Raw genomic sequence first — 25,615 nt, 5'->3', positions numbered from 1 at the left:
CCGTGAGCGATGCCGGAGGAGCCTTATGCTGTGTCCAGATAGTTATGGGATGGGCTTTTAGGCGCGCTTCTGGCGAGCATCTCCTGTGCACTGTCCGTTCACGGGTGGCGGACGACCAGCGCTCGGCGCTGTCAAGAAGGGATGGCGGTGCCGACATGGCCCACGAAGATCCGCATGCTCTGCCGCTCGTCCTGCTGGTCGAGGACGACCCCGAGGACGCGCTGATCGTACGGGAACTGCTGGAGGACAGCGCCGTGGCGGTGCGCCTGGAGTGGGCGCGCTCCCTGGACGAGGCGCGGCAGGTGCTGGCCGGGCACAGGGTGCAGTGCGTGCTGCTCGATCTGGGCCTGCCCGACGCGAACGACCTGTCGGCGCTGACGGTCATGCGCGAGGCCAGCGGTGACGCCGCCGTCGTGGTGCTGACCGGCCGCTCAGAAGAGCGGGCGGGGCTCGCCGCCGTCGCCGCCGGCGCGCAGGACTACCTGATCAAGGGCCAGGTCGAAGGCGAGTGGCTGGGCCGGGCGCTGCGCTACGCGATCCAGCGCAAGCAGGCCGAGCAGGCGGCGGTCGCGCTGCAGACCGAACGCATGCGCGCCAAGGAGAACTCCCGCCTGGAGCGCGGCCTGCTGCCGACCCCGCTGCTGCAGCACATGCCGATCGAGGTGGCGACCCGCTATCGGGCCAGCCGTGTCTCGGGCACGCTCGGCGGCGACTTCTTCGACGTGGTCGAGGCCGACGACAAGGTCGTGCACGCGGTGATCGGCGACGTCTGCGGCCACGGGCCGGACGAGGCGGCGCTGGGTGTGTGCCTGCGGATCGCCTGGCGGACGCTGGTCCTCAGCGGGCTGACCGGCGCGGCGCTGCTGGGCCGGCTCGATCGGATCCTGCGGGCCGAGCGGGGCGACTCCGAGGTCTTCACGACGGTGTCCACCCTCATGCTGGAGCCCGACCAGCGGACGGTCAGGGTGTGGCGGGCCGGCCATCCGGGGCTGCTGGTGCACGCAGGTGACGAGATGTCCTGGGCCGAGCCGGGGCACGGCCCCGCGCTGGGGCTGCCCATCGAGGCCGAGTGGCGCGAGGGCGTGATCGAGTTGCCCGAAGGCGGCGGCCTCACCCTCTTCACCGACGGGCTGTTCGAGCGGCGCCTGCCCGGCGCCGAGCCCCGCTGGCTGGGGGAGCAGGGCCTGCTGGACGTGGCCCGCCGGTGCGCGCACCTCGGCGGGGAGGAGTTCGTGGACACGCTGATCGCCGGCGCCGAGGAGGCCACCGCCCCCAACGCCTCCGCCGACGACGTGGCCGTCGTCCACCTTCGCTGGAGAGAGGACTCATGACAGGGAGCGGCTGGCGGCGGCTGACGGTCCACCACTGGTTCGTGGTGATGATCGCCGCCATCACCATCGTCGTCGGGATCTGCACCGTGGTGGGCGCGGTGATGCTGGAGCGCACCAACGGGCTCTCCGACCACCTCATCGACCGCCTCTCGCCCGCCCGCATCGAGGGTACGGAGCTGCAGACGCTCCTGGTCGACCAGGAGACCGGCGTGCGCGGTTTCCTGCTCACCGGCAACCGGCAGTTCCTGGAGCCGTACGCCAGTGGCATCGCGGCGGAGCAGCGGCAGTACGAGCGGATCGAGAGCCTGCTGCGCGACCGGCCGGGGCTCGTCAACGGCCTGCACGAGATCCGCGACGCGGCCGCGGCGTGGCGCGAGGAGTACGCCGAGCCGCTCATCGCCGACAAGGAGGCGGGCAAGGACATCACCGCGGCGCGGGCGGAGAGCGGCAAGCCCGCCTTCGACAAGGTCCGCGACCTGCTGGCCGCCCAGAACGACCGGCTCTCCGTGGCACGGCAGGAGGCCAGGTCCGAGCTGGCTTACGTGGACAACCTGCGCAACTGGGCGTTCATCGCGATGCCGATCTTCTTCCTGATCTTCGGCGTCGCCATCGCCGTGCTGCTCCGCCGGGCCGTGGGCCGGCCGCTGGACGAGCTGCGGGTGGCCTCCCGGCACGTGGCGGCGGGTGACTTCAACCACCACATTCCCGCGCACGGCCCCGCCGACATCCGTGAGGTGGCCCTCGACGTGGAGGCGATGCGCACCAGGATCGTCGCGGCGCTGGAGTCCTCGCGAGAGCAGCAGGCCACGCTGAGCAGCCAGGCCGCCGACCTCGACGCGCAGGCGGTCGAGCTGCGCCGCTCCAACGCCGAGCTGGAGCAGTTCGCCTACGTCGCCTCCCACGACCTGCAGGAGCCACTACGCAAGATCGCCACCTTCTGCCAGCTGCTGGCCAAGCGCTACGGCGACGTGCTCGACGAGCGCGGCGCCCAGTACATCCATTTCGCCGTCGACGGCGCCACCCGCATGCAGGGGCTGATCAACGACCTGCTGAGCTACTCGCGGGTGGGCCGCCTCTACGACGCCCGCAGGGCCGTCAACATGGAGCTCAAGCTCGACAAGGCGCTGCAGAACCTGGCGGCCACCCTGGAGGAGACCGGCGCGGTCATCGAGCGGCCCGATCCACTGCCCAAGATCACCGGCGACCCCACCCTGCTGTCCCTGCTCTGGCAGAACCTCATCGGCAACGCCGTCAAGTTCCGCCACCCCGACCGCCCGCCGGTCATCCGGGTCGAGTGCGAGCAGGTGGAGGAGAAGGAGTGGCGCTTCTGCGTGATGGACAACGGCATCGGCATCGAGGCCGAGTTCGCCGACAAGATCTTCGTCATCTTCCAGCGCCTGCACAGCCGCGAGGCCTACAGCGGCACGGGCATCGGGCTGGCCATGTGCAAGAAGATCGTGGAGAACCACGGCGGGCGCATCTGGCTCGACACCTCCTACAGCGGCGACGGCACCCGCATCTGCTTCACGCTCCGCACGGACACACCGTCGTCGGAGACCCGCCTCGCCGCCGCCACCAGCACCACGAGAGGGATCAGTTCATGACCATCGGCCAGCCCATCGAGGTGCTCCTCGTCGAGGACGATCCCGGCGACGAGCTCATCACGCGGGAGGCGTTCGAGGACAACAAGATCGGCAACACCCTCCATGTCGCCCACGACGGCCTGGAGGCGCTCGACTTCCTCTACCAGCGGGGCGAGCACGCCGGCAAGCCGCGGCCCGATCTGATCCTGCTCGACCTCAACCTGCCCAAGTACGATGGCCGTCAGGTGCTGGAGAAGATCAAGAGCGATCCGGAGCTGCGGGCCATTCCCGTGGTGATCCTCACCACGTCCTCCGCCGAAGAGGACATTCTGCGCAGCTACAAGCTGTTCGCGAACGCGTACGTGACCAAGCCCGTCGACCTGGACCAGTTCATGTCCGTCATCCGGCAGATCGACGAGTTCTTCGTCACCGTGGTGCGCCTGCCCGGCCGTACCCACACCTGACGTCAGACGCGCGCGTCGCTGAGGTCCTCTCCCTTGGCGGCGTCGTACGCGGCCCTGCCTGCGAGGACGTCGGCCATGTGCTCGGCCGACCACTCCTTGAGCGCGGCCAGCACGGGGCGCAGGGTCTCGCCGAGCGGCGTGAGACCGTATTCGACCCGGGGCGGCACCGTGGCGAACACGGTGCGGTGGATCAGCCCGTCGCGCTCCAGGCCGCGCAGCGTCTGCGTGAGCATCTTCTCGCTGACCCCGGTGAGCCGCCGGCGCAGCGCCATGAACCGCTGAGGCTGGGTCTCCCCGAGCGCGCCGAGCACGAGCACGGTCCACTTGTCCCCGATGCGGTCGAGCAACTCACGCGACGGGCACTTGTGCGCGTATGGATCCCATGGCTGCTTTTCCACCTGGACACTTCCCATCCGGTTCGTACCTAACTTGAAGGTGGCCACTTCCCTTTGGAGAGTACAGGCGGTCTACTGTCCTGTGCCAGGGGCGCGAGGCGCGCCCTTCGTCCGAAATGCTGAGGAGCACACGCATGTCACTGGTCGTCACCGGGGCCACCGGCCGGCTCGGCCGTCTCGTCGTCGAGGCGCTGCTGGAGCGGGGAGTCACCCCGTCGGAGATCGTCGCCACCGGCCGGGACATCCAGAAGATCAAGGACTTGGCCGACCGGGGCGTGACCGTGCGCCGGGCCGATTTCGACGAGCCCGACGGGCTCGCCGCGGCCTTCGCGGGCGGGGACAAGCTGCTGCTCGTCTCCACCAGCACCGTCGGCCGGCGCCTCGCCGGCCATCGCGCGGCGATCGACGCCGCCCGCGCGGCGGGGTTCTCCCTGGTGGCGTACACCAGCATCACCCACGCCGACACCGCCGGCATGCGGCTCGCCGCCGAGCACCGCGAGACCGAGCGGTACCTGCGCGACAGCGGCACCCCGTTCACCTTCCTGCGCAACAGCTGGTACCTGGAGAACTACACCTCCGGCCTCTCCGGCTACCTGGAGCGCGGCAGCGTGGCGGGCAGCGCCGGTGACGGCCGGGTGAGCGCCGCGGCCCTGGCCGACTACGCCCAGGCGGCCGCCGCCGTGCTGACCACCGAGGGGCACGCGGGCGCGGTGTACGAGCTCGGCGGCGACGAGGCGTTCACCCTCGCCGAGCTGGCCGCCCGGCTCTCCACCGCCTCGGGCCGCGAGATCGTCTACAACGACATGCCGGTCCAGCGGTTCGCGGAGCTGCTCACATCCGTGGGTCTGCCGAAGGACTACGCCGAGGTCCTGGCCGACGCCGACCTGGGGCTCGGCCGCGGCGAGCTCTTCACCGACTCGGGCGACCTGGGACGCCTCATCGGCCGCCCCACCACCACCCTGTCCGACGCGATCACGTCAGCCCTGGGGCAGAGCTGACGCGAGGTCCTGCTTCAACCCAGGGACGGCGGCACGGCGTGGTGAGCGCCCGCCGCCGCCGCGCTCAGCCGCCCGCCCCGCTACGAAAAGGTGTGTCCTCGGCCGGTAGTGGCTCGTGGGTACGCATGCGCAGGAGTTGGAGGGCGGCTTGAGAGGGGCTTCCCAGCGCGGCGCTGTACATCAGGGCGTTCGCTGGAGGACCTCACGCCGGCCGCCCGCCGACCATGAGGTTCAGGTCGCCGGTACGCCCTCCGTGGCCTGGTTGGCGCGGTCGACGACGGACTGGAGGAGTGTCTGGGCGGCCACCGCGCGCTCGGGGGTGAAGTCGAAGATGTCGCAGATCGCCTGGTAGATGCGGGGAGCGTGCGCACGGAGGGCGTCGCCCTCGTCGGTGAGACTGACGATGACCGTGCGCTCGTCGCTGGGGTTGCGGGTGCGGAGCAGCAGGCCGCGGCCTTCCAGGCGCTTGAGCAGCGGCGTCATGGTGCCGTAGTCCAGCTGGAGCAGCTGGATGAGGTCGCGCACCGGGAGGTCGCCGTGCTCCCAGAGCGTGGCTAGGACCAGATACTGCCCCGAGTGGCTCCAGGACGCCACGTCCAAGCCCCCGTTCCTCTACCAGCTGGGGCCCGACGGCGCCCGCAAGGCGCTCGACGACATTCAGGCCGCCCCGGTGGACAAGCCCGAGGTGGACGAGAAGTGGATCACGGTGCCGGCCGAGGTCGGCGACGTGCGCGTGCGCATCGTCAAGCCCACCGGCGCGGACGGCATGCTGCCGGTGATCCTGTACGTCCACGGGGGCGGCTGGATCCTCGGCAACGCCGGCACGCACGACCGCCTCGTCCGCGAGCTCGCCGTCGGCGTGCGGGCCGCGGTGGTCTTCGTGGAGTACGACCGCTCGCCCGAGGCGCGGTACCCGGTGGCCATCGAGCAGGCCTACGCCACCGCCCAGTGGATCACCCGGCACGGCGCCGAGGAGGGCCTGGACGCGTCCCGCCTGGCAGTCGCCGGTGACTCGGTCGGCGGCAACATGACCGCCGCGCTGACCATCCTCGCCAAGCGGCGCGGCGACGTGACCTTCGTGCAGCAGTCGCTGTACTACCCGGTCACCGACGCCGCCCAGGACACCGGCAGCTACCGCGAGTTCGCCGACGGCCCGTTCCTGACGGCCAAGGGCATGGCCTGGTTCTGGGACGCCTACGCCCCCGAGCCCGCGCAGCGCGCCGAGATCACCGCCTCACCGCTGCGCGCCGCCCCGGAGGAGCTGGCCGGTCTGCCACCGGCCTTCGTCATCGTCGACGAGAACGACGTGCTGCGCGACGAGGGCGAGGCCTATGCCCGCAAGCTGACGGCGGCCGGGGTCCCGACCACCAGCGTCCGCTACAACGGCATCATCCACGACTTCATGATGCTCAACCCGGTGCGCGACACCCACGCCGCGCGGGCCGCCACGGCCCAGGCCATCGCGGTGTTGAAGGCGGCCCTGGGCAGCTGAACCACCGAGGGGGCCTCAGCCGGTGTCCCAGAGGAAGTCGCGGATGGCGGGCACGAGCTGCTCGTGGACGTCCTCCAGCACGTAGTGGCCCGCATGGGGATAGACGTGGGTACGGGCCCGCGGCAGGCGGCGGCGCCACTCGGCGAGCATGGCAGGGTCGAAGACCGGATCGCGCAGCCCCCACCCGATGAGGGCGGGCCGATCGGCGAACCGGTCCAGCTCCCGGCCCGTGTCCCACAGGATCGGCCAGGCCGGGTCCCGGGGGGTGAGCGGGATGTCGTGGACGAAGAGCTGGATGGCGAGCCGGTGCTCGGGCCGGGTGTACGGAGCCAGGAACGCCGCGCGCACGGCGGCCGGCATGCGGCGGCGCACGCCGAGCGGACGCCAGGTGGCCCCGCGCGCGAAGGCGTTGTGCCGCAGGAACAGCCGGGCCCCGAGCGGGGTGCGGCGCAGCAGCCAGAGAGGCAGCCGCAGCTCGGGACGCACGCGCCGGCCGTGCGGGTTGGGGAAGGCGGCGGTGTTGAGCACGACCAGGCGGGCGACGCGGTCGGGGTGCCGGCGGGCCCACGCCATGCCGATCGGTCCGCCCCAGTCGTGCATGACCAGCGTCCAGCCGTGCTCGGGGACGCCCTGGGCCGCGATGAGGTGGCCGGTCAGGGCGTCGAGGTCGTCGACGCGCGAGGCGAGGGTGTGGCGGTAGCGGCCGGCGGCGGGCTTGTCCGACAGGCCCATGCCGATGTGGTCCGGGGCGAGGCACCGGTAGCGGTCCCGCAGCGCCAGGATCGGCCGCCGCCACAGATAGCTCCACGAGGGGTTGCCGTGCAGGAACAGCACCGGCGGGCCAGGCCCCTCGTCCAGGTAGTGCTGGCGCAGGCCGTGGGGGTGGGCGTACCAGTGAGAGGTGAACGGGTATCCGGGGAACCGGGTCACCGGGCGGCCTCCGAGAGGTGGGCGGTGAGGCGGGCCAGGCCCTCGGCCATGCTGACGCGCGGCCGGTAGCCGAGGTCGCGGCGGGCGGCGGAGATGTCGAACCAGTGCGCGGTGGACGCCTGCTCCACCAGGAACCTGGTCAGCGGCGGCTCGCCGCGCAGCCCTGCCGCCCCGGCCAGGCCGTAGGCCAGCTCCAGCAGCCCGGCCGCCAGCCGCACCGGGACGACCGGCAGCCTGCGGCGCACCGGCGGCAGCCCGGCCGCGGACAGCAGCGCGTTGACCCAGACGCCGAAGCCGCACGGCTCGCCCTGGGTGATGAAGTACGCCCGGCCGCACAGCGGCGAGCCCGCGTACAACCGGTCCAGGGCCAGCAGGTGGGCGTCGGCGGCGTTGTCGACGTAGACGGTGTCGATGGTCTTGTCGGCGCCGCCCAGCAGCCACAGCCGGTGACGGTTGGCCGCGAACCTCGGCAGGAAGTGCGGGTCGCCGGGACCCCAGATGAGATGCGGACGAAGCGCGACGGCCGGGACGGTGGCGGCCAGGACCTGCCTCTCGGCCAGGGCCTTGGTGCGCGGGTAGGCCGCCGGGAAGTGGCGGGCGTAGGGGATGGACTCGTCCACGCCCTCCAGATCCCGCCCGGCGTGCACCACGCTGGGCGAGGAGGTGTGCACCAGCCGCGCGCCGCTCCGCTCGCAGGCGTCCAGCACGTTGCGGGTGCCGTACACGTTGATCTCCTGGAACTCGCGGTCAAGGCCGTACGCGCCGGCCTTGGCGGCGCAGTGCACGACGGCCTCGCATCCGCTGACCGCGTCCCGCACCGCCGTCCGGTCCCGGATGTCGGCCAGATGCTGGACGGCGCCCAGCGCGCCCAGCTCGGGGTGGTAGCGGCGGTGCAGCGTGTGCACGGTGTCGCCACGGGCGGCCAGGCGCCGGCACACGGCCAGGCCGAGGAAACCGCCGCCGCCCGTCACCAGGACCCTCATCGCCACTCCCCGCACAGCCGCCGGGCGGCCCAGACGGCGAGCACGCCCCGGCGGATCTTGCTGTTGTGCCGGGCGTCCACGGGGAAGCCGCGATGGAACAGCACGTCCCGCAGCTCGGCGGTGCGGGGATGCCGCCCGGCCGCCTCCAGGACGGCGGCTCGCACGCGGGCGCGCCGGGCGCCCGGCTCCCGCTCCACCACCAGGACGGGCCGCTGCGCGCCGGCCGGGCCGACGCCCACCAGCGCGGTACGGCGCACTCCCGGCAGCCCGGCGAGCAGGGACTCGACGTGGTCGGTGCACAGGTCGCCGTCCCGGGTACGGACCCGCTCGGACTTACGGCCGGCGAACCAAAGCCGTCCCTGCTCGTCCAGGTGGCCGAGATCGCCCATGCGGTGCCAGACCCGGCCCCCGTCGCCGATCCGGGCCAGCTCGGTGGCCCGGGGATCGTCGAGATAGGGGTCGCTGACCGCAGGGGAGGCGACGACGATCTCCCCGACCACGCCGGGCGGCACGGGCAGGTCGTCGCTCCACTGACCGATCGGGTCGTCGGTGACGCCGATGACGCGGACCTCGGCTCCTGGCACCGGCAGGCCCAGGCAGGTCCCCGCCCCCGGGTTCGCCGTGTGCCCGGCGACCAGGCCACGGCCCTCGATGGCGGCCACCGGCAGGCACTCGGTCGCGCCGTACACCGACAGCACCCGCGCGCCGGCGGGCAGGCAGGCGCGCACCCGTCCCAGCGTCGGCAGCGGCAGCGGCGCGCCCGCCACCGCCACGCTCTCCACCGTGCCGAGCACCACGCCCCGCTCGACGCAGTGCCTGGCCAGCCGGTCCAGCAGGGCCGGGGCGGCGAACACGCTGGTCACGCCGTACCGCTGGATGTCCGCGACCAGGGTCGACGGGTTGGCCCGCAGGGGACGCCTCGGGTCCAGGTCGGGGAGCACGGCGGTCGCGCCGAGCGCCGCCGCTCCCAAGGCGAACGGGATGAACGTTGACAACACCGGCATGCCTGGCCGGACGACCTCAAGCCCGCTGAGCAGATCGAGCTGCGCGGTCAGGTGCCGGTGCCGCAGCGGCACCCCCTTGGGCGGCCCGGTGGACCCGGACGTGTACGCGATCAACGCCAGATCGTCCGGCCCCGGCCCCCGCCGCCGCACCCCACCGAACAGCGCCCCGCCTCCCGACCTGTCTTCCGGCTCGCCTTCGGAACCGCCTGACGGCGGGGAGTCCGCTGGCGTGGTGCCCGGCGGGTGGCCGGCTGCGGCTCGCAGGGTGGCGAGGGTCCGGCCCGGCCACAGGCGGCCGGGGCCGACCGTGATCGTGATGCGGCTGCTGTGCCGGGCCCAGCCCAGCACCAGCCGGGCCGCCTGGGCGAGCGGCACGCCGATGAAGGCCTCGGGGGCGGCCCGGTCCAGGCAGCGCCGGACGGCGGCGTACGGCAGGCCCGGATCGACCATCACCGGCACCGCCCCCAGCCCCAGCAGCGACAACGCCAGCACCCCGAGCTCCACCCCCGGGAACACCAGCACCACGGTACGCATGCCGGGCCGGATCCCGGCGTGGGCCAGGGCGGCCGTGGTCTCCTCCACCGCCCTGGCCATCTCCCCGTAGCTGACGACCTCGGGGCTCCGGCCGCCGACCTGGCAGGCGATGACGCCGGGCCGGTCGAGGACCCAGCGCCGGGCGCGGGTGACGAGTTCGCTGACGGGCGGGATGGTGTCAGGCGTCACCGGCGTCACCACCGCACAACGACGATGCCGGCGCTGAACCCGCTGGCCAGGCCCACCAGCGCGACCAGGTCGCCACGCCGCACCCGCCCGGCCGCGACCGCCTGGGCGAGCTGGACGGGCAGCGTGGCCGCGACCAGGTTGCCGTGCCGGGCGATGGTGACGACCACCTTGCCCTGCGGTATCCCGACGTGGTCGCAGAACTTCCACAGTGCGGGCAGCGACGCCTGGTGCACGCAGATGGCGGCGAAATCGTCCCAGGTCAGGCCGAGGTCGCTGAGCGGCTTGTGGAAGACGCCGTGGTCGGTCCGCTCGATGCCGCGCGCCAGCTTGAACCCGTCGACGGTGAGCGGCCGGATGACCGGCCAGTCGGCCGCCGGATCGCTGGTCACGTTCAGGAGCGGCACGATCGCGGCGTCCCAGCCGGAGGAGTGGGCGGCGAACCGGTGGGCGAGCACCCCCGGCGTCGTCGCGGGCTCCAGCAGCAGGGCGGCCCCGGCGTCGGAGACCGTGTACGCCGCGCCGATGGTGAAGAACTCCTCCGCGCTGGAGAGCGTCCACGGCATGAAGGCGGTGGGCAGCTCGCCGCTGCAGATCAGGACCCTCCGGTACCGGCCCGCCGAGATGAACGCGTCGGCCACCTCGATCGCGTTCAGCACGCTGTTGCAGGCGTTGCGCACGTCGAACACCGGGCAGCTCGCGCCGAGCTTCGCCGCCACGATGTGGGCGGTGGCGGGCTCGATGAGATCGACCGTCACCGCCGCGAAGATGATCAGGTCGAGGTCGTCCGCGCGCAGGTCGTGCTCCGCCAGCAGCCGCCGGGCGGCCTGGACGGCCAGGTCCGAGGGGCTCTCGTGGGGTGCGGCGAGGTGCCGGCGGCGCACCCCGCTGCCGTTGTGGATGACGCCCCGGGGCAGTTCCAGAGCGGGGTTGCGCTCGGCGAGCAGGTCCTCCAGCTCCGTCGTGGACATCGTGGTCTCGGGCAGATGGGCGGCCACACCGGCCAGCCGGGTATGGATGGTGCTCATGGCGGATCTCCTTAGGAGGCCGGGCGTGAGGTCTGCAGCCCCAGGTGGAGGAGGACCGTCGCGGCGATGTCGGCGACCGTCCCGGCGCCGCGGATCAGCTCCATGGGCGGGATGTCCACGTTGAACTGGTGCCGCAGGGACAGCAGGAGTTCGGTGGCCATGAGCGAGTCCAGTCCGTACTCGTCGAGCCGCCGGTCGGGGGCGATCTCGTCGGCGGGGATCAGCAGGACGGCGGACAGCAGCGCGGTGACCTGCTCGACGATGTACGCGTGCGCCTCCTCTCCGGTCATCGCCGCCAGCAGCGGCAGCAGGTCGACGGTGCCGATGCCCTGGTCCGCGCCGGGCGGGAGCACCGCCGACAGCCACGGCCGGCGCAGGCCGGGAAGCATCTGCCGGAGCCGGGCCCAGTCGCAGCGGCCCACCATCGCCACGTCCGCCCGCTCGCCGAGCATGTCGTCCACGGCGGCCAGCGCCCGGCCGGGAGCCATCGACTCGATGCCGAGCCTGGCCAGCGCCTGGGCCTGCGTGCCGCCCGCCAGGACGCCGGTCCCGGCGAGCGCGCCGAGGCTGACCGCGAGCGCGGGCCGGCCCCGGGCCCGCCGCCTGCGAGCCAGCGCCTCCAGGAACAGGTTCGCGGACACGTACGACGACTGGCTGATGTTGCCGATCGTGGTCAACGACGAGTACAGGACGAACGTGTCCAGGGCCAGGTCCCCGGTGAGCTCGTCGAGGACCAGCGCGCCGGCCACCTTGGGACGCAGGACCGCGCGGACGCGGTCGTCGGAGAGGTCGACCAGCGCGGCGTCGTCGAGGTGCATGGCGGCGTGCACGACGCCGCGCACCGGGTGGCCGCCCTCGTCCAGCTCACGCAGGATCGCGCGCATGGCGTCGCGGTCGGTGACGTCGGCGGCGTACGCCCGGACCTCCTCCGCGCCGAGGTCCTTGAGCTCCTCCAGCAGCGCGGGAGCTCCTGGCGTGCCGGCTCCCCGGCGGCCGACCAGCGCCAGCCGGCGGACCCCGGCGCGGGCCAGGTGGCGGGCCGTGGCCGCGCCGAACCCGGTCAGGCCGCCGGTGACCAGGTACGTCCCGCCGGGACCCGGGTGTGGCCGGGCCGGGCGGGTCCGTACCAGGACGGGCTCGTCGCGCGGGTCGAGCGAGACGATGACCTTGCCGATGTGCCGGGAGTGCCGCATCAGCGCGAAGGCGTCGGCGACGCGCTCGGCCGGGTAGACGGTGTGCGGCAGCAGGGGGAGCTGAGCGCCGGCGTCGGAGAGGGATCGTGTCTGCTCGGCTATCTGGGCCGGGTTCTTCCACATCAGGGTGCCGATGTCCACGCCGAAGAAGGAGATGTTGTCGCCGAAGGGGCGTAGCGGCAGGTGCCTGCTCTCGTAGATGTCGCGTTTGCCCAGCTCGATGAAGCGGCCGCCGTGCCGCAGGCATTCCAGGCTGCGGGTGATGGCCTCGCCGGCCAGCGAGTTCAGGACGATGTCCACGCCGTGGCCGCCGGTCAGTTCCCTGATCTGGTCGGCGAAGCGCAGGCTGCGTGAGTCCAGCACATGTTCGGCCCCGAGGGCGCGCAGCAGGTCGCGTTTGGCGGGAGTGCCGGCCGTGGCGATCACCCGGGCGCCGGCGAGCCGGGCGTACTCCAGCGCGGCCAGGCCGACGCCGCCCGCCCCGCCGTGCACCAGGACGGTCTCGCCCGCCTTGATCCGGGCGCAGTGGTGCAGAGAGTGGTGCACGGTGGCGAACGCCATGGGCCGGGTGGCGGCCTGGGCGAAGGTGACGCCGTCGGGGATGGGCATGGTCACCCACTCCTCGATCAGCGCGTGGCTGCCGAACCCGACAGGCCCGGCCGTCGCCACCCGGTCGCCGGGCCTGAACCTGGTGACGCCGGGCCCGACGGCGGTGACGGTCCCGGCGCACTCCAGCCCCAGCTCGTGACCGCCGAAGACGGCCTCGACCGCCTCGGACGGCAGCAGGTTGACCGCGCGCATCACGTCGCGGTAGTTCAGCCCGATCGCCCGCACCTCGACCAGCGCCTGTCCCGGCCCCGGCGCGGGCGGCCCGGTCCGCTCCCAGGCCAGGCCGTACGACAGGCCGGGGTCGCGCACGGTGAGCCGGTAGGCGGTGTCCGGGGACGCCGGGACAGCGTGTTCGTCCGTCTTGACCAGACGTGGAGTGAAGCGTCCCCGCCGGGTGAGGAGGATCTCGTCCTCTTCGCCGGGTATCAGCAGCTCGGCGGCCAGTCGTGCCGCGTCGTGGCCGTCGTCGCCGGTGCGGTGCAGGCACACGCGCCGGACGTCGAGGCGGGGCTGCTCGTTGCCCAGCGAGCGCGTCGTTCCCCAGGTGGCGGCGTCCTGCGGATGGACGGGCCCGTCGGCGAGCCCCGGCTCCGGCAGCGCGCCGCACGGACGGCTCACCAGCCACAGCGCGACCCGCAGATTCTGGGGAAGCTCCTCGCAGGCCAGCGTGATGGCGCGCAGCGCCGCGGCCCGCCGGGTGATCTGCTCGACCACCACCTCGGCCTCGGGTGCCTCTTCGTCGGCTTCGGCCGCGTCGCCCAGCACGATCGCGAACGCGACGGCTCCGGCGGAGGGAGGCACCATGGCGGCCCACCCGGCGGGGTCGTCGCCGAGCGGCGACAGGCTCACGTGCGCGCCGCGTCGTTCCAGCAGCGACCCCAGCGCGGCGGCGAGCGAGTCGCGGCCGTCCTCGTCCGCGACGATCCACACGTCACCGGTCACGACGTCCGGCAGCGCCGGTCGGGTGATCGCGGTGCCGGCCGGCAGATCGTGACCGGGGCCGTCAGCACCGGCGGAGCCGGTGAGCGGGCTGTCAGGGGCCGTGGCCAGCATCACCGAGAAGTCGCCCGTGCCGGGCTCGGGGCCCGCCTGGACGACGTCGGTGTAGCCGGCCTCGGACAGGAGCTCCGGCCATCCCGCCCAGGACACCAGCGGCGAGTCCGGTCGTACGTCGTGGTCGTCGAAGTCCCAGAAGTCAGGCATCAGCCCCAGGAACGGCAGCAGGGACTCCACGCGGTGCGGCTCGGCGACGAGCAGCTTGCCACCGGGCGCGAGCAGCGTGGACAACCCGCGCAGGGCGGCGGTCAGGTCGCGGGCCAGATGCAGGCAGCCGCCCGCCACCACCAGGTCGTACCCGCCCGCGAGATACCCCTGAGCCGTGGGGTCGCCGTTCAGGTCGAGCAGGTCGAAGTCGACGAAGTCCACCCCGGACAGGCGCTGCCGCAGCCGGGCCAGCGCCGGTTCGGCGGTGTCGGTGACCGTGTAGCGGGTGCGGTCGGCGGGCAGGACCGGCAACAGGGCGGCGGTGGTGCCGCCCGTCCCCGCGCCCACCTCCAGGATCCGCAGCGGCCGGTCAGCGGGCCACTCCCGGACGACCCGCTCCACGAGCGCCCGCGCGATCCGGTTGCCGAACAGGCTCGCGGGGCCGATGTCGTAGAACTGGTCCAGCAGCTCCGTGGCCCCGCCGGCCGCGAACACGTCGGCCGCCGACCGCTCGCCGCGCAGCAGCTCGCGCAGGTGCAGCCCGCCCCGCACCGCCAGCGCGCTCTGCGCCGCGAACGAGGTCCCCGCCCGGACCAGCCCGCCGTACGCCGCGTCCAGCCCCTCCCCGTCCGGCCCGGCTTGCGGAGTCAGCCGTACGTGCCGCTCGTCCGGGCGTTCCAGGAGGCCGTGCCGTTCCAGCAGGGGCAGCGCCGCCCGGAGCATCCGCCGGTGGTGCGGCTCCTGGCACACGGCAGACAGGTCGTGGACGGTGAGACCGGACGTGACACCGCCGGTCAGCTCCACCAGCGCGGCGGTCAGCGTACGGGCGAAGGACTCTTCGAGCCGGGCCGCGTACGCGGGATGGCCGAGCTCCCGCCAGAGCGCCCGCACGTCGGCGAGCCGATCGGCCGCGTCGGCGAGGAGCCGCTGGGGGCCGGGCGCGGGCCAGGCGGCGGCCGGTTCGCCCGGCCGTGGCGCGGCCCGCAGCTCGACGTGGTAGCGGCTGACCGGGGTGGCGTGGAGGCCGGGCATCCGGCGCAGCCTGACGCCCTCCATCTCGGCCGTCACCCGGCCGTCCGCGCCGGCCACCGCGATGTCCCAGCAGACCTCTTCGGCGTCGCCGGACCGCTCACGGACGTGTACGAACCCATCCGGATCCGGCCTGCCCCACAGCCGCACGGCCCCGATCGCCGCCGGCATGTAGCCGGTGCCCGAACGCAGCGCGTCCACCAGCCACACCACGCCCGCCTGCAGCGCGCTGTCCAGGACCACCGGATGCGCCTGGTAGCGCTCGTCCCGCTGGTCCGGGCACGCGTACGCGCCCAGCACCTCGCGCTCGCCCGTCCACAGACCCGTCAGCACCTGGAACCTCGGGCCCCACACCATGCGGCCCTCGGCGGCCCGCGCGTAGTAGCCGGGCACGTCCACCGGAGCGCTGATGCGGGTACGCAGTTCCGCCACGTCCAGCGGCGGCGGGGCCTGGCGCAGCAGGGGCCGCACCCGGGCCCGGAAGTGCTCGCGCGCGCCCTGCCCTCTCGGCGACATACTGGCCACCGTGATCGTGCCCGTCTCCGACAGCGAGGTCTGGACGAACACCGTCTCCGCGCTCGGCCCCGGCACCACCAGCGCACGGCTGATGGCCACCTGGTCCACCTCGACCGCCGGACCCGCCTCCGGTGACGCCAGCCGGCCGGCGGCCAGGGCCATCTCCACGTACCCGGTCGCGGGCATCACGGCGGCCCCGCCCGCCCGGTGGTCGGTGATCCAGGGCGCCCGGGCCTGGTCGAGCTCCCCGTGCCAGGAGGGTTCGAGCGTCGGCAGCCGCTGGCCCAGCAGCGGGTGCTGGATCGCCGGGTCGCCGATCGCGGGCGCCCACGAGAGCGGGCCGCCCGCCCAGTGGCGCTGCCGCTGCCACGGGTAGGCCGGCAGCGTCCACACCACGCCCCGGCGGGGGAAGTAGTGGTCCCAGTCGATCTCGGCGCCGGCCGCGACGAGCCGGGCGAGCGCGGTGCGCATCTGGGCCGCACCCGGCCTCGCGCGCCGCAGCGTGGGCACGATGGCCGTGCGGGCGCGGGCCGCGCCCGAGGCACGGCGCAGGTACGTCTGCAGCACCGGATGCGGACCCACCTCCACCAGCACGTCGAACCCGTCGGCGAGCACCTGCTCCATCGCCGCCCCGAACCGCACCGGCCGGCGCAGGTTCTGCCACCAGTACGCCGTGTCCAGCTCCTCGCCCTTCAGCACGTCGCCCGTCACGGTCGACACCATGGGGATCCGGGCCCGCGACGGCCGCAGGTTCGCCAGCGCCGCGCACAGCGGCTCGCGCAGCGGGTCCATGGCGGCGCTGTGGAAGGGGTAGTCCACGTCCAGCTCGCGGAAGAACACCGGGCGCGCGGCCAGGTCCTCGCCCAGCTGCTTCAACGCCTCCTGCGGCCCGGCGACGGTGACGTCCCGGTCGGAGTTCACCGCGGCCACCTCCACCTGCGGGTAGTCGGCCAGGAGCTGCCGGGCGGCCGTCTCCGGCAGCCCGACCGCGGCCATCCGGCCCTGCCCGCGCGTCGCCGCCTGCGCCGCACCGCGCTCGGCGACCACCCGCGCCGCCTGGCCGAGCGACAGCGCCCCGCAGGCGTACGCGGCGGCCACCTCGCCGACGCTGTGCCCCAGCACCGCGTCCGGCCGCACACCCGCCGCGAGCAGCATCTCCACCAGGCCGACCTGGACGGCGAACAGCAGGGGCTGGGCGATCTCTGTCGCCGACAGCCGCCACCGGGCCACCGGCAGCGTCAGCTCCTCCAGTACGGACCAGCCCAGGCGCGGTGTCAGCTCGGCGTCCACCGCCTCCACGGCGGCCCGGAACGTCCCGTCGGCCAGCAGATCGGCGCCCATCCCGGCCCACTGCGACCCGTTACCGCAGAACACCAGCGCCACCCGCCCCCTCTCCACCACCTCCCCGACCACCGCCACGGGCACCTCAAGCCCTGCCTCCGGCACGTCACCCACCTGGGTTGCGGGGGTTTCCGGGCCGGGGTCGGCGGCGGGCGGGCCGTCCGGGGCGGCGGTGCGGAGGCGGGACAGGCTGAGGGCGGCCGCCGCTGCCGAGTCGGCCAGGACGACGGCGCGATGCCGGTGGAGGGCGCGCCGACGGGTCGCGGTGTAGGCGGCGTCGTAGAAGTCCCGTTCGGCGATCGACGCCAGGTGCTCGGCGGTCCGTTCGATGGCGTCGGCGAGCGCCGCCGGGCTGCGGGCCGACACCACGAACGGGAGCGGCCCAGCGGATCCGGCCTCGTGGACCGACTCGGCCCGACGCTCGGCGACCCGCTCGCCTCCCTGCGCAGAGGCGACAGCCCCAGAGCCGTTGCCCCCGGGCGCGGCTACCCCAGAGCGCGCAGCCCCCGGGACCGCCGGCCCCGAGGCGGCGGCAGCCCCCGGTGACCCCGGGGCGGCCGTGCCGAAGGTCGCCGAGTCAAGGGCTGTGGGCTTGGGAACGACGGGGGTGCGGGTGGCGAGCTGGGGTGGGGGAGTCACGGCGGCCGGGCGGGGGTCGGGTGGGGCGGACAGGGCTATGTGGACGTTCGCGCCTCCGAACCCGAAGGAGTTCACCCCCACCACCGCTCGCCCCTCCGTCTCGGGCAGCGGTCGCGGCCGGGTGACGACGTTCAGCCCGAGACCGTCGAAGTCGATGGCGGGGTTGAGCGTGGCGGCGTGCAGCGACGCCGGGATGGTCCGGTGCCGGAGCACCAGCAGCGCCTTGAACAGCCCGGGCATGCCGGAGGCCGGTTCCAGATGCCCCAGGTTCGTCTTGACCGAGCCGATCGGCAGGGCGCCGTTCGAGCGGCCGGTGCCGAGGGCGCGGCCCAGCGCCCGGCATTCGGCCGGGTCGCCCGCCTGGGTGCCGGTGCCGTGCGCTTCCACGTACACCACCTCGTCGGCCCCGATGCCGGCCTCCCGGTACACCTGCCGCAGCAGCGCCTCCTGCGCGTCGGTGTTGGGCAGGGCCAGCCCGACGGTGTGACCGTCGTTGTTGGCGGCGGCGCCGACGATCACCCCATGCACCCGATCCCCGTCGGCGAGCGCGTCGGCGAGCTGTTTGAGCACGACCACGCCGCCGCCCTCGGCGCGGACGAACCCGTCGGCATCGGCGGAGAAGGCGCGGCACCGCCCGGTGGGCGACAGCATCGACGCCTGGCTGAACCCGACGAAACCCGTGGGGCTGAGCAGCACGTTCACCCCGCCGGCCAGGGCCACCCGGCTGGAGCCCTCGGCGAGCGACCGGCAGGCCCGTTCGACCGCCTGCAGCGAGGACGAGCAGGCGGTGTCGACGATCATGCTCGGCCCGCGCAGGTCGAAGACGTGCGACAGCCGGTTGGCGGCGATCGACAGCGCCATCCCGGACATGCTGTACGGGCCCATGGAGCCGCGTTCCAGCGCCTGGAGCACACCGTACGACGGGTCGGAGATCCCGACGAACACTCCCGTGTCGCTGCCGGCCAGGCGTGCCGGGTCGATGCCCGCATCGTCGAACGCCTCGGCGGCCATCTCCAGCAGCAGCCGCTGCTGCGGGTCCATCGAGGCGGCCTCCTTGGGGGAGATCCCGAAGTAGGCGGCGTCGAAGGTGGCGATGTCCCGGAGGAACCCGCCTGCCCGGGTGTAGCTCCGGTCCGGTCTCGGGATGCTCTCGTCGATGTACCGCTCGGCCTCGAACCGGTCCGGCGGCACCGTACCGACCAGGTCGTCGCCACGCAGCAGGGCCTGCCACAGCCCGTCGAGGTCCGTGATGCCGCCCGGAAGCCTGCACCCCACTCCGACCACCGCCACAGCCTGCCGAGGCCATACCCGCCCGTTACCGCCACCGCCTGTGCTCATCCCGTCACCTTCCTGATCGCCCGCGACCCCATGCCACCACAGCCGTGTGTGACTGGACAGCAACTGTTCGTGTTCCTCCACGGTCACGGTGTTGCCTCCCGTTAAGGCATGGTGTGGTGGGGCTCGGAGACGTACGCGCGAGGCTGGGATGTTACATAGAGCAATTGAACCTTTGCGCGGAGTGTCCAGCTGGTGCATCGCCGAGAAGATCCCGATGGCCCCTGCCCGGCGTTGAGGATGATCCGGTCCGGCATGCTGGGACGATGCTGGAAACCTCGGTCCGCCTGCTGCGCCTGCTCTCACTGCTCCAGGCTCGCCCCGACTGGGCCGGCGCCGAGCTGGCCGACCGGCTCGGCGTCACCACCAGGACCGTGCGCAACGACATCGAGCGGCTGCGCGGCATGGGCTACGAGATCCACTCGGCCACGGGGACGGCGGGCGGTTACCGGCTCGGGGCGGGGGCGGCGCTGCCTCCGCTGCTGCTCGACGACGAGGAGGCCGTCGCGGTGGCCGTCAGCCTGCACGCCGCCGCCGGCGGCACCGTGACCGGCATCGAGGAGACCTCGCTGCGCGCGCTCACCAAGCTCCAGCAGATGCTGCCGTCACGCCTGCGGCACCGCATCGAGGCGGTACGGGCCGCCACGGTGTCGGTCGCCGGGCGCGGCCCCATGGTGGACGCCGGGACCCTGACGGTGATCGCCGCGGCCGTCCGCGACCACGAGGGGCTGCGCTTCGACTACCAGGACCATGACGGCGCGGTGACCATCCGCTCGGCCGAGCCGCACCGTCTCGTGTACACCGGCCGGCGCTGGTATCTGCTCGCCTGGGACACCGACCGCGACGACTGGCGGACCTTCCGCGCCGACCGCATCACGCCCCGCACGCCGAACGGTCCCCGCTTCACCCCGCGCGAGCCCCCGGGTGGCGACGCCGCGGCCCACGTCGTGCGCGGCGCCGGCTCGACCGCCTACCGGCATCCGGCTCTCGTACGGCTGCACGCGCCGTACGAGACGCTCTTCGAGCGGCTTCCGCCGGCGGCCGGTCTGCTGCGCGCCGAGGGCGAGGGAGCCTGTGTCCTGGAGACCGGCGGCGAGTCGTTCCACAATCTGGCCGCGTTCCTGAGCACCCTCGAGGTCCCCTTCGAGGTGCTCGATCCGCCCGAGCTCCGGGCCTTCCTGCGCGACCTGGCGCGGCGCTACACGGCCGCCGCCCAGGAAGGCTGACGGCGTGTCACCACGCCTTCGACGGGTGGTCAGGCTGTTTTGATCGCGCCGCCGTCGATCAGGTAGTCGGCTCCGGCGATGCTGACGCCGACCGGTGAGGCCAGGTAGACGACCAGTGCGGCCACCTCGCCGGGCTCGACGAACCGGCCCGTCGTCATGCCGGATTGTCCCGGGATCGCCTGGAGCAGCTCCTCGTGCGGCACTCCCAGCACCTTGGCCAGCTCCGCGCCGTACCCCTGTGCTCCCTCCCACAGCGGCGTCCGCACCGCGCCGGGCGAGACCGTGTTGACCCGTACGCCCCGCGGCCCGAACTCCTCGTTCAGCGCCTTCCCGAACGCCGTCAGCGCCGCCTTCGCGGTCGTGTAGGGGATCGGCCCCGCACTCGGCTGCCGGGCACTGGTGGAGGAGATGTTCACGATCGTGCCGCCCCGCTCGACCAGGCTGGGCAGCGTCGCCCGGGTGACGCGTACCGCGCTGAGGAAGTTCAGCTCGTACGTGCCGAGCCACTGCTCGTCGCCGAAGGTGAGGAACCCGCCGGCCTGCCCCTTCCCCTCGCCGCCGCCGACGTTGTTGACCAGGACGTCGACGCCGCCCAGCTCGGCCATCGCCCGCTCGGTCAGCGCGGTGACGCCCGCGGCGGTGGACAGGTCGGCGGTCACGACGTGTGCGCCCGTCTCCTTCAGCTCGGTGGTGAGCGTGCGGGCTCCGGCGACCACGCGCACTCCCTCGTCCGTCAGCGCCCGCACGATCGACAGACCGATCCCCCGGCTGGCGCCGGTCACCACTGCGGTCTTGCCGGTCAGTCCAAGATCCATGACAGAACCCTTTCCACTAAGTCGCAACACTTCCGATGCACTGACGCTACAACTTGCGTCATAGATGTTGCAACTTCCTTTCGACTAGGGACACTGATGTAACCTGGCGCGGTGAACAAGATGCGCTCGGACACGGAGCGAACCGTCCGGACGATCCTGGAGGCGGCCGAACGCGTCCTCAGCCGGAACCCGGCGGCGAGCATGGAGCAGATCGCCGAGGCCGCCGGGGTCGCCCGTACGACCGTCCACCGCCGCTTCGCCTCACGTGACGCGCTCGTCGACGCCATGGCCGCCTGGGCCACCCGGCGGTTCGCCGAGGCCGTCGATGCGGCCTACACGACCACGGCTCCGCCCCTGGTCACGCTGCACCAAGTGACCGCGAACGTGCTCCGCGTCAAGATCGACTGGGGATACGCGATGAGCCGGACCGCTTCCGCCGATGCCGAGGTCGCGCGCGTGCACGCCGAGGTCCGTGAGCGGTGCGACGAGATGTTCCGCAGGGCGCGCGACGCGGGCCTGCTCCGCGCGGACACCGATCTCGACTGGGCGCGCCGCGTCTACTACGCGCTCATCCACGAGGCGGCGGTGGAGCCGGACGAGGGTCAGGACGACGGCCAGGACGCGGACGCCCTGGCCGCTCGTCTCGTCGACACGCTGCTGCACGGTTTCGGCGGGCGCGGTTGACCGCGTCACAGCACCGGGCGTGCCGTTCGCTCAGTGGGGTGTCTTCTCCCCGGCCTCGATCGCGAACGGCAGCCGGTTGGCGGGCGGGGCCACGGGGCAGATGGGAAAGTGGTCGCTGAACGCGCAGGGCAGGTTGACCGTGCGGTTGAAGTCCAGCGTCACGTCGCCCTCGCCGTCCGGACCGGCGATCTCCAGGGAGCGGCCCGCCCCGTAGGTGGTGACGCCGCTGGTGGCGTCGGTGAAGACCGTGAGCAGCATCCCGTGCGAGCCGATCACCTGGAGGGTGTGCTCGCTGCCCGCGTACGAGAAGCGCACCAGGCCGGGCGAGTCGTGCTGGTGGGCCTCCCAGCCCACGGAGTCGAGCGTCACGGACGTGGGCGAGTCGTGGCGTTCGAGGCGGCCGGGGATCACCCAGCGCGGGCTGGGCTCGTGAACGGGCACGCCGTCGAAGTCACGTCGCGCCGGTGAGCTCGGGTCGTAGGTCACGATCAGGTACGTGCCCCGGTAGGTGATGCCCACCTCCACGTCCCCCACGGTGACCCGGAGGTCGTCGGCGGCGTCGGCGAGGGCGAACCGGCGTTCGGTGGTGAAGGTCTCACCGTCGAAGGCCATCGCGGAGCCCTGCGGGTCGATGTGAAGGGCGTCCCCGTGCTGCCACCACAGGCCAGGCAGCCCGGCGGGGTTCCGGGGCGTGTCGTCGAGCCATTCGTGCGAGGTGGCGGCCAGCCAGCCCAGGGGCCGGGTGAGCCATTGCTCCCAGCCGGCCCGCCACTCCTGCCAGGCGCGGGTGAGCTCCTGCGAGCCGGTGGGAACGGGTGCGTCGCTCATGGTGATCATCCACTTTCTACTTGATGTCGGTCGTAGGACGGGCCCACGTCGCGAAGAGGGTCAGGGCGAGCAGGGGGAAGGCGACCCCGGCGGTGAGGGCTGTCGCGATCGCCCCCGCCTCACCGGCTCCGCCCCCGGCGGCGCTGCCGTACACGGTGGTCAGCACGGCCAGGCCGAGCGCGCCGCCGAGCTGCTGCATCCCCTGGTTGAGGCTGGAGGCGGCGCCGACCTGGGCCGGCGGCGCCTGGTGCATGATGACGGCGGTGAGCGGCGCGACGGTCAGTCCCGCGCCGAGGCCGAGCAGGACGAACGGCCCGAGCAGGCCACCGGCGAAGGTGTCGGCGGCATCGATCCGCGACATCCACCACAGCCCGGCGAGCAGGCCGAGCATCCCGAGGGAACCGGTGATCCGCTCTCCGTGCCGCGTCACCAGGCGGCTGGTCAGGAGGTTCGTGACGAGCAGCGCGGCGGTGAAGGGCAGGACGGACAGCCCCGTCTGGAGCGGGGTGAAGCCCAGGGCGTTCTGGGTGAACAACGCGGCGAAGTAGAGAAAGCCCGCCTGACCGGCCGGGATCAGCATCATGGCCAGCAGCGGGGCCGCGCTGCGCATCCTCGTGAAGAACCCGAGCGGCACGACCGGTGCGGCATGACGCCGCTCGATGAGGACCAGGGCGAGCAGCCCGGCGATCGAGACCGCGAACGAGCCGAGGACGACCGGGTCGGCCCAGCCGTGGGAGGCGACGTTGACGAGACCGTAGACCAGGGCGGTCATGCCGGCCGTGGACGCGACGGCCCCGCCGACGTCCAGGCGGGCCGGAGCGCGGGGCGCCTCCGGCACCAGCAGGCGTACCCCCACGAGGACGACCAGGCCGACGGGGATGTTGACGAACATCACCCATTCCCAGCCGAGGGACGTGGTCAGCACCCCGCCGAGCACCAGTCCGAGCGCCGCGCCGAGGCCGATGGCCAGCACGAACACGCTCATCGCCCGCGCGCGCTGCGGACCCGGCCTGGTGATCGACATCAACAGCACGAGCGTGCCCGGCGCGGCCAGCGCCGCTCCCAGACCTTGCAGGACGCGGGCGGCGATGAGCATCGCCGGCGTCGTGGCCGCACCGCCCAGCGCGGAGGCGGCGGTGAAGATCGACACGCCGATCAGCAACGTGCGTCGCGGGCCGACGATCGAGCCCACCTTGCCGCTGAGCAGGACCAGACCGCCGAAGACCAGGGCGTAGGAGGTGACCACCCAGGACAGGCCGGTCGCCGAGAAGCCCAGCGCGTGCCGGATCTGGGGCAGCGCGACATTCACCACGCTGTTGTCGATCACCAGGATGAGCTGGGTGAGGCACAGCACGATGACCGCCGGGTAGCGCAGTCGCGGTGCGGCGGTTGGGTGGTCGCCGCCGGTCGCCGGCCGTTGATGCGGCGGCGGGATGACGCGGTCGTGGCCCGGATCGTGCCCGGAGCTCTGGAGGGGTCGGGTGCTCATCGTGAGCGTCCTTTCTGACAGTGGCCGGCGTCGTGCGGCTGGGAGTCTGCGTCACCTCCGGGTGCGGACGCACAAGAAATTGCCGACTCGGCAAGAGACGCTCCGCGGGGAATTCGCGCGCGCACCTGGATGGTTGACGCCATGGCCGGATGCGGACCCGCGCCCGGCGCCTGCGTTCCCCGTTGCCGAGTCAGCAAGGGTGGCCACTGTGGACGACGATCTCGACGCCGCGCTGACGGCAATGGGCCCCAGGCTTCGGCGGTTGCGCCGCCATCGCGGCCTGACCCTGGCCGACCTGGCCGCGGAGACCGGCATATCGGAGAGCACCCTGTCGCGCCTGGAGAGCGGCCTGCGGCGGCCGAACCTCGAACTGCTCCTCCCGCTGGCCAGGGCCCACGGCATGCCGCTGGAGGAGCTCATCGGGGCACCGCAGACCGGCGACCCGCGCGTCCACCTGCGGCCGATCCGGCGCAACGGCATGACGTACATCCGGCTGACCCAGAAGGCGGGCGGCACCCAGTCGTACAAGCTGATCATCCCCGGCGCGACGGGCACCGCCGAGCCCGATCTGCAGAGCCATGAAGGCTACGAGTGGCTGTACGTGCTCAGCGGCCGGCTACGGTTCGTGCTCGGTGACCGGGACCTCACGCTGGCGCCCGGCGAGGTGGCCGAGTTCGACACGCGGATCCCGCACTGGATGGGCAACGCCGGGGCCACACCTGTCGAGCTGCTCATCCTGTTCGGGCCCCAGGGGGAACGCGCCCACGTCCGCGCCCGGCCACGCCCGGACGACCGCTGACCTTTCTCGAACCGGGCCTACTTCGGCTGGGTCCCGAGCTCGCCGAACGCCTTTCGGCTGTGGGCGAGCAACTCGCGCAGGGCGGGGTTGTGCGTGCCCTGCCACACCAGGGCGAGCAGCGCGGGCGTGTCGACGTCGTCGATGGTCAGGGCGGTGAGCCGATCGCGGTAGCGGGCGGCCATCGACTCGCTGAGGACGGCGACGGCGAGCCCACGGGCGGCCAGGTCGGCGATGGCCTCGGCGGCGCTGGCCTGCAGGGCGATCACCGGCTGGACGTGCCGCGCCGCGCATGCCTGGTCGAACACCGTGCGCAGGCCGGTGCCCGGTGGCATGCACACGATCGGGTGGTCGGCCAGCTCGCGCAGGCTGACGTGCCGCCGGTTCGCCAGGGGATGCCCGGAGGGGACCGCCGCGACGAGTCGCTCGCTGATGATGGTCAGCGCGTCCAGGTCGTCGGGGGTGGCGGTCGCGGTGCCGACGAGCGCCAGGTCGATGGTCGCCGCCCGGACCCCGTCGACGAGCCGGTCGGAGTTGTCCTCCTGCAGCGAGAGCTCCACGCCGGGATGCGCCCGGTGGAAGGCGGCCAGGGCGTCGAACAGCGGGGTGACCGTACAGCCGATGACCATGCCGACGGTGAGCCGTCCCCGGATCAGGCCGGTCACCTCGCCCACGGAGCGGCCGACGGCGCCGGCGGCGGCGAGCGCGGCGCGAGCGGGCCCGAGCGCGGCCTTGCCCGCGACGGTGAGGGTGGCGGTGCGCGCCGAGCGGTCGAACAGCTCCGCGCCGAGCTCGCGTTCGAGCCGGCGGATCTGGGCGCTGACGCCGGACTGGCTGATGTGCACCCGCTCGGCCGCCCGGGTGAAGTTACGCTCCTCGGCGACCGCGACGAAGTATTCGAGCTGCCTCAGATCCATAACTGGCAATCATAGTTTCCATCAGAAGCAGCTGTTGGACTTCTGGCTAGGTGCTTGCCACCCTGAA

The 25,615-nt window shown here is 73.1% G+C and carries 19 protein-coding genes; 8 read left to right on the top strand and 11 right to left on the bottom strand.

What is annotated here, in order from left to right; genetic code table 11:
- The first annotated feature begins 155 nt into the window (after window positions 1–155).
- From ACIBQX_RS42725 to ACIBQX_RS42715, 3 genes are read left to right on the top strand one after another with little or no spacing between them, the layout of a single operon-like run.
- Window positions 156–1,331, top strand: coding sequence for a PP2C family protein-serine/threonine phosphatase (locus ACIBQX_RS42725; protein ID WP_397015063.1), 1,176 nt, complete (start codon window positions 156–158; stop codon window positions 1,329–1,331).
- Entirely contained in the window at window positions 1,328–2,935 is a 1,608-nt protein-coding gene (locus ACIBQX_RS42720; protein ID WP_397015062.1) for a CHASE3 domain-containing protein, read from the top strand. The genes ACIBQX_RS42725 and ACIBQX_RS42720 overlap by 4 nt, the downstream gene beginning before the upstream one ends.
- Entirely contained in the window at window positions 2,932–3,378 is a 447-nt protein-coding gene (locus tag ACIBQX_RS42715) for a response regulator (protein WP_397015060.1), read from the top strand. Before ACIBQX_RS42720 ends, ACIBQX_RS42715 begins: the two co-directional genes overlap by 4 nt.
- A 2-nt stretch (window positions 3,379–3,380) precedes the next feature.
- On the opposite strand, the gene ACIBQX_RS42710 is transcribed toward ACIBQX_RS42715, so the two are convergent.
- On the bottom strand, window positions 3,381–3,776 hold the full coding sequence (locus ACIBQX_RS42710) for a winged helix-turn-helix transcriptional regulator (protein ID WP_397015058.1): 396 nt from the start codon (window positions 3,774–3,776) through the stop codon (window positions 3,381–3,383).
- A 131-nt stretch (window positions 3,777–3,907) separates the two neighbouring features.
- Here ACIBQX_RS42710 and ACIBQX_RS42705 point away from each other — a divergent pair, with 131 nt between their 5' ends.
- Window positions 3,908–4,771, top strand: coding sequence for an SDR family oxidoreductase (locus tag ACIBQX_RS42705; protein ID WP_397015056.1), 864 nt, complete (start codon window positions 3,908–3,910; stop codon window positions 4,769–4,771).
- Window positions 4,772–5,002: 231 nt separating this feature from the next.
- On the opposite strand, the gene ACIBQX_RS42700 is transcribed toward ACIBQX_RS42705, so the two are convergent.
- Window positions 5,003–5,296 (bottom strand): MarR family winged helix-turn-helix transcriptional regulator, encoded by a 294-nt coding sequence (locus tag ACIBQX_RS42700; RefSeq protein ID WP_397015054.1) that lies wholly within the window; start codon window positions 5,294–5,296, stop codon window positions 5,003–5,005.
- 25 nt (window positions 5,297–5,321) lie between these two features.
- Here ACIBQX_RS42700 and ACIBQX_RS42695 point away from each other — a divergent pair, with 25 nt between their 5' ends.
- Window positions 5,322–6,263, top strand: coding sequence for an alpha/beta hydrolase (locus ACIBQX_RS42695; protein WP_397015052.1), 942 nt, complete (start codon window positions 5,322–5,324; stop codon window positions 6,261–6,263).
- A gap of 15 nt (window positions 6,264–6,278) precedes the next feature.
- Here the strand turns inward: ACIBQX_RS42695 and ACIBQX_RS42690 are convergent, their stop codons facing one another.
- From ACIBQX_RS42690 to ACIBQX_RS42670, 5 genes are read right to left on the bottom strand one after another with little or no spacing between them, the layout of a single operon-like run.
- Window positions 6,279–7,193, bottom strand: coding sequence for an alpha/beta fold hydrolase (locus ACIBQX_RS42690; protein ID WP_397015050.1), 915 nt, complete (start codon window positions 7,191–7,193; stop codon window positions 6,279–6,281).
- The gene (locus ACIBQX_RS42685) at window positions 7,190–8,176 is read right to left on the bottom strand and encodes an NAD-dependent epimerase/dehydratase family protein (protein ID WP_397015048.1); all 987 of its coding nucleotides are present in this window, start codon (window positions 8,174–8,176) and stop codon (window positions 7,190–7,192) included. Before ACIBQX_RS42685 ends, ACIBQX_RS42690 begins: the two co-directional genes overlap by 4 nt.
- The gene (locus ACIBQX_RS42680) at window positions 8,173–9,903 is read right to left on the bottom strand and encodes a fatty acid CoA ligase family protein (protein ID WP_397015046.1); all 1,731 of its coding nucleotides are present in this window, start codon (window positions 9,901–9,903) and stop codon (window positions 8,173–8,175) included. Before ACIBQX_RS42680 ends, ACIBQX_RS42685 begins: the two co-directional genes overlap by 4 nt.
- A 5-nt stretch (window positions 9,904–9,908) precedes the next feature.
- A complete protein-coding gene (locus ACIBQX_RS42675) occupies window positions 9,909–10,928 on the bottom strand; it encodes a 3-oxoacyl-ACP synthase III family protein (protein WP_397015044.1) in 1,020 nt (339 codons plus the stop codon).
- Between the two features lie 11 nt (window positions 10,929–10,939).
- Window positions 10,940–18,796: an SDR family NAD(P)-dependent oxidoreductase gene (locus ACIBQX_RS42670; RefSeq protein WP_397015042.1), complete on the bottom strand. Its 7,857-nt coding sequence runs from the start codon at window positions 18,794–18,796 to the stop codon at window positions 10,940–10,942.
- 263 nt (window positions 18,797–19,059) lie between these two features.
- Here ACIBQX_RS42670 and ACIBQX_RS42665 point away from each other — a divergent pair, with 263 nt between their 5' ends.
- Window positions 19,060–20,019 (top strand): helix-turn-helix transcriptional regulator, encoded by a 960-nt coding sequence (locus ACIBQX_RS42665; RefSeq protein WP_397015040.1) that lies wholly within the window; start codon window positions 19,060–19,062, stop codon window positions 20,017–20,019.
- A 29-nt stretch (window positions 20,020–20,048) separates the two neighbouring features.
- On the opposite strand, the gene ACIBQX_RS42660 is transcribed toward ACIBQX_RS42665, so the two are convergent.
- The gene (locus tag ACIBQX_RS42660; RefSeq protein WP_397015038.1) at window positions 20,049–20,834 is read right to left on the bottom strand and encodes an oxidoreductase; all 786 of its coding nucleotides are present in this window, start codon (window positions 20,832–20,834) and stop codon (window positions 20,049–20,051) included.
- A gap of 120 nt (window positions 20,835–20,954) precedes the next feature.
- Here ACIBQX_RS42660 and ACIBQX_RS42655 point away from each other — a divergent pair, with 120 nt between their 5' ends.
- Complete coding sequence (locus ACIBQX_RS42655; RefSeq protein ID WP_397015148.1) at window positions 20,955–21,518, top strand: TetR/AcrR family transcriptional regulator; 564 nt, start codon at window positions 20,955–20,957, stop codon at window positions 21,516–21,518.
- Between the two features lie 30 nt (window positions 21,519–21,548).
- Here the strand turns inward: ACIBQX_RS42655 and ACIBQX_RS42650 are convergent, their stop codons facing one another.
- A complete protein-coding gene (locus tag ACIBQX_RS42650; RefSeq protein WP_397015036.1) occupies window positions 21,549–22,346 on the bottom strand; it encodes a DUF1684 domain-containing protein in 798 nt (265 codons plus the stop codon).
- Window positions 22,347–22,362: 16 nt separating this feature from the next.
- Window positions 22,363–23,835: an MFS transporter gene (locus ACIBQX_RS42645; RefSeq protein WP_397015034.1), complete on the bottom strand. Its 1,473-nt coding sequence runs from the start codon at window positions 23,833–23,835 to the stop codon at window positions 22,363–22,365.
- Between the two features lie 208 nt (window positions 23,836–24,043).
- Here ACIBQX_RS42645 and ACIBQX_RS42640 point away from each other — a divergent pair, with 208 nt between their 5' ends.
- Window positions 24,044–24,634 (top strand): XRE family transcriptional regulator, encoded by a 591-nt coding sequence (locus ACIBQX_RS42640; RefSeq protein ID WP_397015032.1) that lies wholly within the window; start codon window positions 24,044–24,046, stop codon window positions 24,632–24,634.
- A gap of 17 nt (window positions 24,635–24,651) precedes the next feature.
- On the opposite strand, the gene ACIBQX_RS42635 is transcribed toward ACIBQX_RS42640, so the two are convergent.
- On the bottom strand, window positions 24,652–25,548 hold the full coding sequence (locus tag ACIBQX_RS42635) for a LysR family transcriptional regulator (protein WP_397015030.1): 897 nt from the start codon (window positions 25,546–25,548) through the stop codon (window positions 24,652–24,654).
- Window positions 25,549–25,615 lie beyond the last annotated feature (67 nt).

Source organism: Nonomuraea sp. NPDC049714 (assembly GCF_044465295.1).
GTDB lineage: Bacteria > Actinomycetota > Actinomycetes > Streptosporangiales > Streptosporangiaceae > Nonomuraea.
The sequence above is the reverse complement of the archived record's forward strand: the minus strand, read 5'-3'. Positions and strand labels throughout refer to the sequence as shown.

Excerpts from the sequence above, each read along its gene's own strand:
- ACIBQX_RS42725 (WP_397015063.1), top strand. The coding sequence starts at position 156 with ATGGCCCACGAAGATCCGCATGCTCTGCCGCTCGTCCTGCTGGTCGAG.
- ACIBQX_RS42705 (WP_397015056.1), top strand. The coding sequence starts at position 3,908 with ATGTCACTGGTCGTCACCGGGGCCACCGGCCGGCTCGGCCGTCTCGTC.
- ACIBQX_RS42635 (WP_397015030.1), bottom strand. The coding sequence starts at position 25,548 with ATGGATCTGAGGCAGCTCGAATACTTCGTCGCGGTCGCCGAGGAGCGT.
- ACIBQX_RS42670 (WP_397015042.1), bottom strand. The coding sequence starts at position 18,796 with ATGAGCACAGGCGGTGGCGGTAACGGGCGGGTATGGCCTCGGCAGGCT.
- ACIBQX_RS42715 (WP_397015060.1), top strand. The coding sequence starts at position 2,932 with ATGACCATCGGCCAGCCCATCGAGGTGCTCCTCGTCGAGGACGATCCC.
- ACIBQX_RS42655 (WP_397015148.1), top strand. The coding sequence starts at position 20,955 with ATGCGCTCGGACACGGAGCGAACCGTCCGGACGATCCTGGAGGCGGCC.
- ACIBQX_RS42650 (WP_397015036.1), bottom strand. The coding sequence starts at position 22,346 with ATGAGCGACGCACCCGTTCCCACCGGCTCGCAGGAGCTCACCCGCGCC.
- ACIBQX_RS42645 (WP_397015034.1), bottom strand. The coding sequence starts at position 23,835 with ATGAGCACCCGACCCCTCCAGAGCTCCGGGCACGATCCGGGCCACGAC.
- ACIBQX_RS42720 (WP_397015062.1), top strand. The coding sequence starts at position 1,328 with ATGACAGGGAGCGGCTGGCGGCGGCTGACGGTCCACCACTGGTTCGTG.
- ACIBQX_RS42675 (WP_397015044.1), bottom strand. The coding sequence starts at position 10,928 with ATGAGCACCATCCATACCCGGCTGGCCGGTGTGGCCGCCCATCTGCCC.
- ACIBQX_RS42685 (WP_397015048.1), bottom strand. The coding sequence starts at position 8,176 with ATGAGGGTCCTGGTGACGGGCGGCGGCGGTTTCCTCGGCCTGGCCGTG.
- ACIBQX_RS42660 (WP_397015038.1), bottom strand. The coding sequence starts at position 20,834 with ATGGATCTTGGACTGACCGGCAAGACCGCAGTGGTGACCGGCGCCAGC.
- ACIBQX_RS42665 (WP_397015040.1), top strand. The coding sequence starts at position 19,060 with ATGCTGGAAACCTCGGTCCGCCTGCTGCGCCTGCTCTCACTGCTCCAG.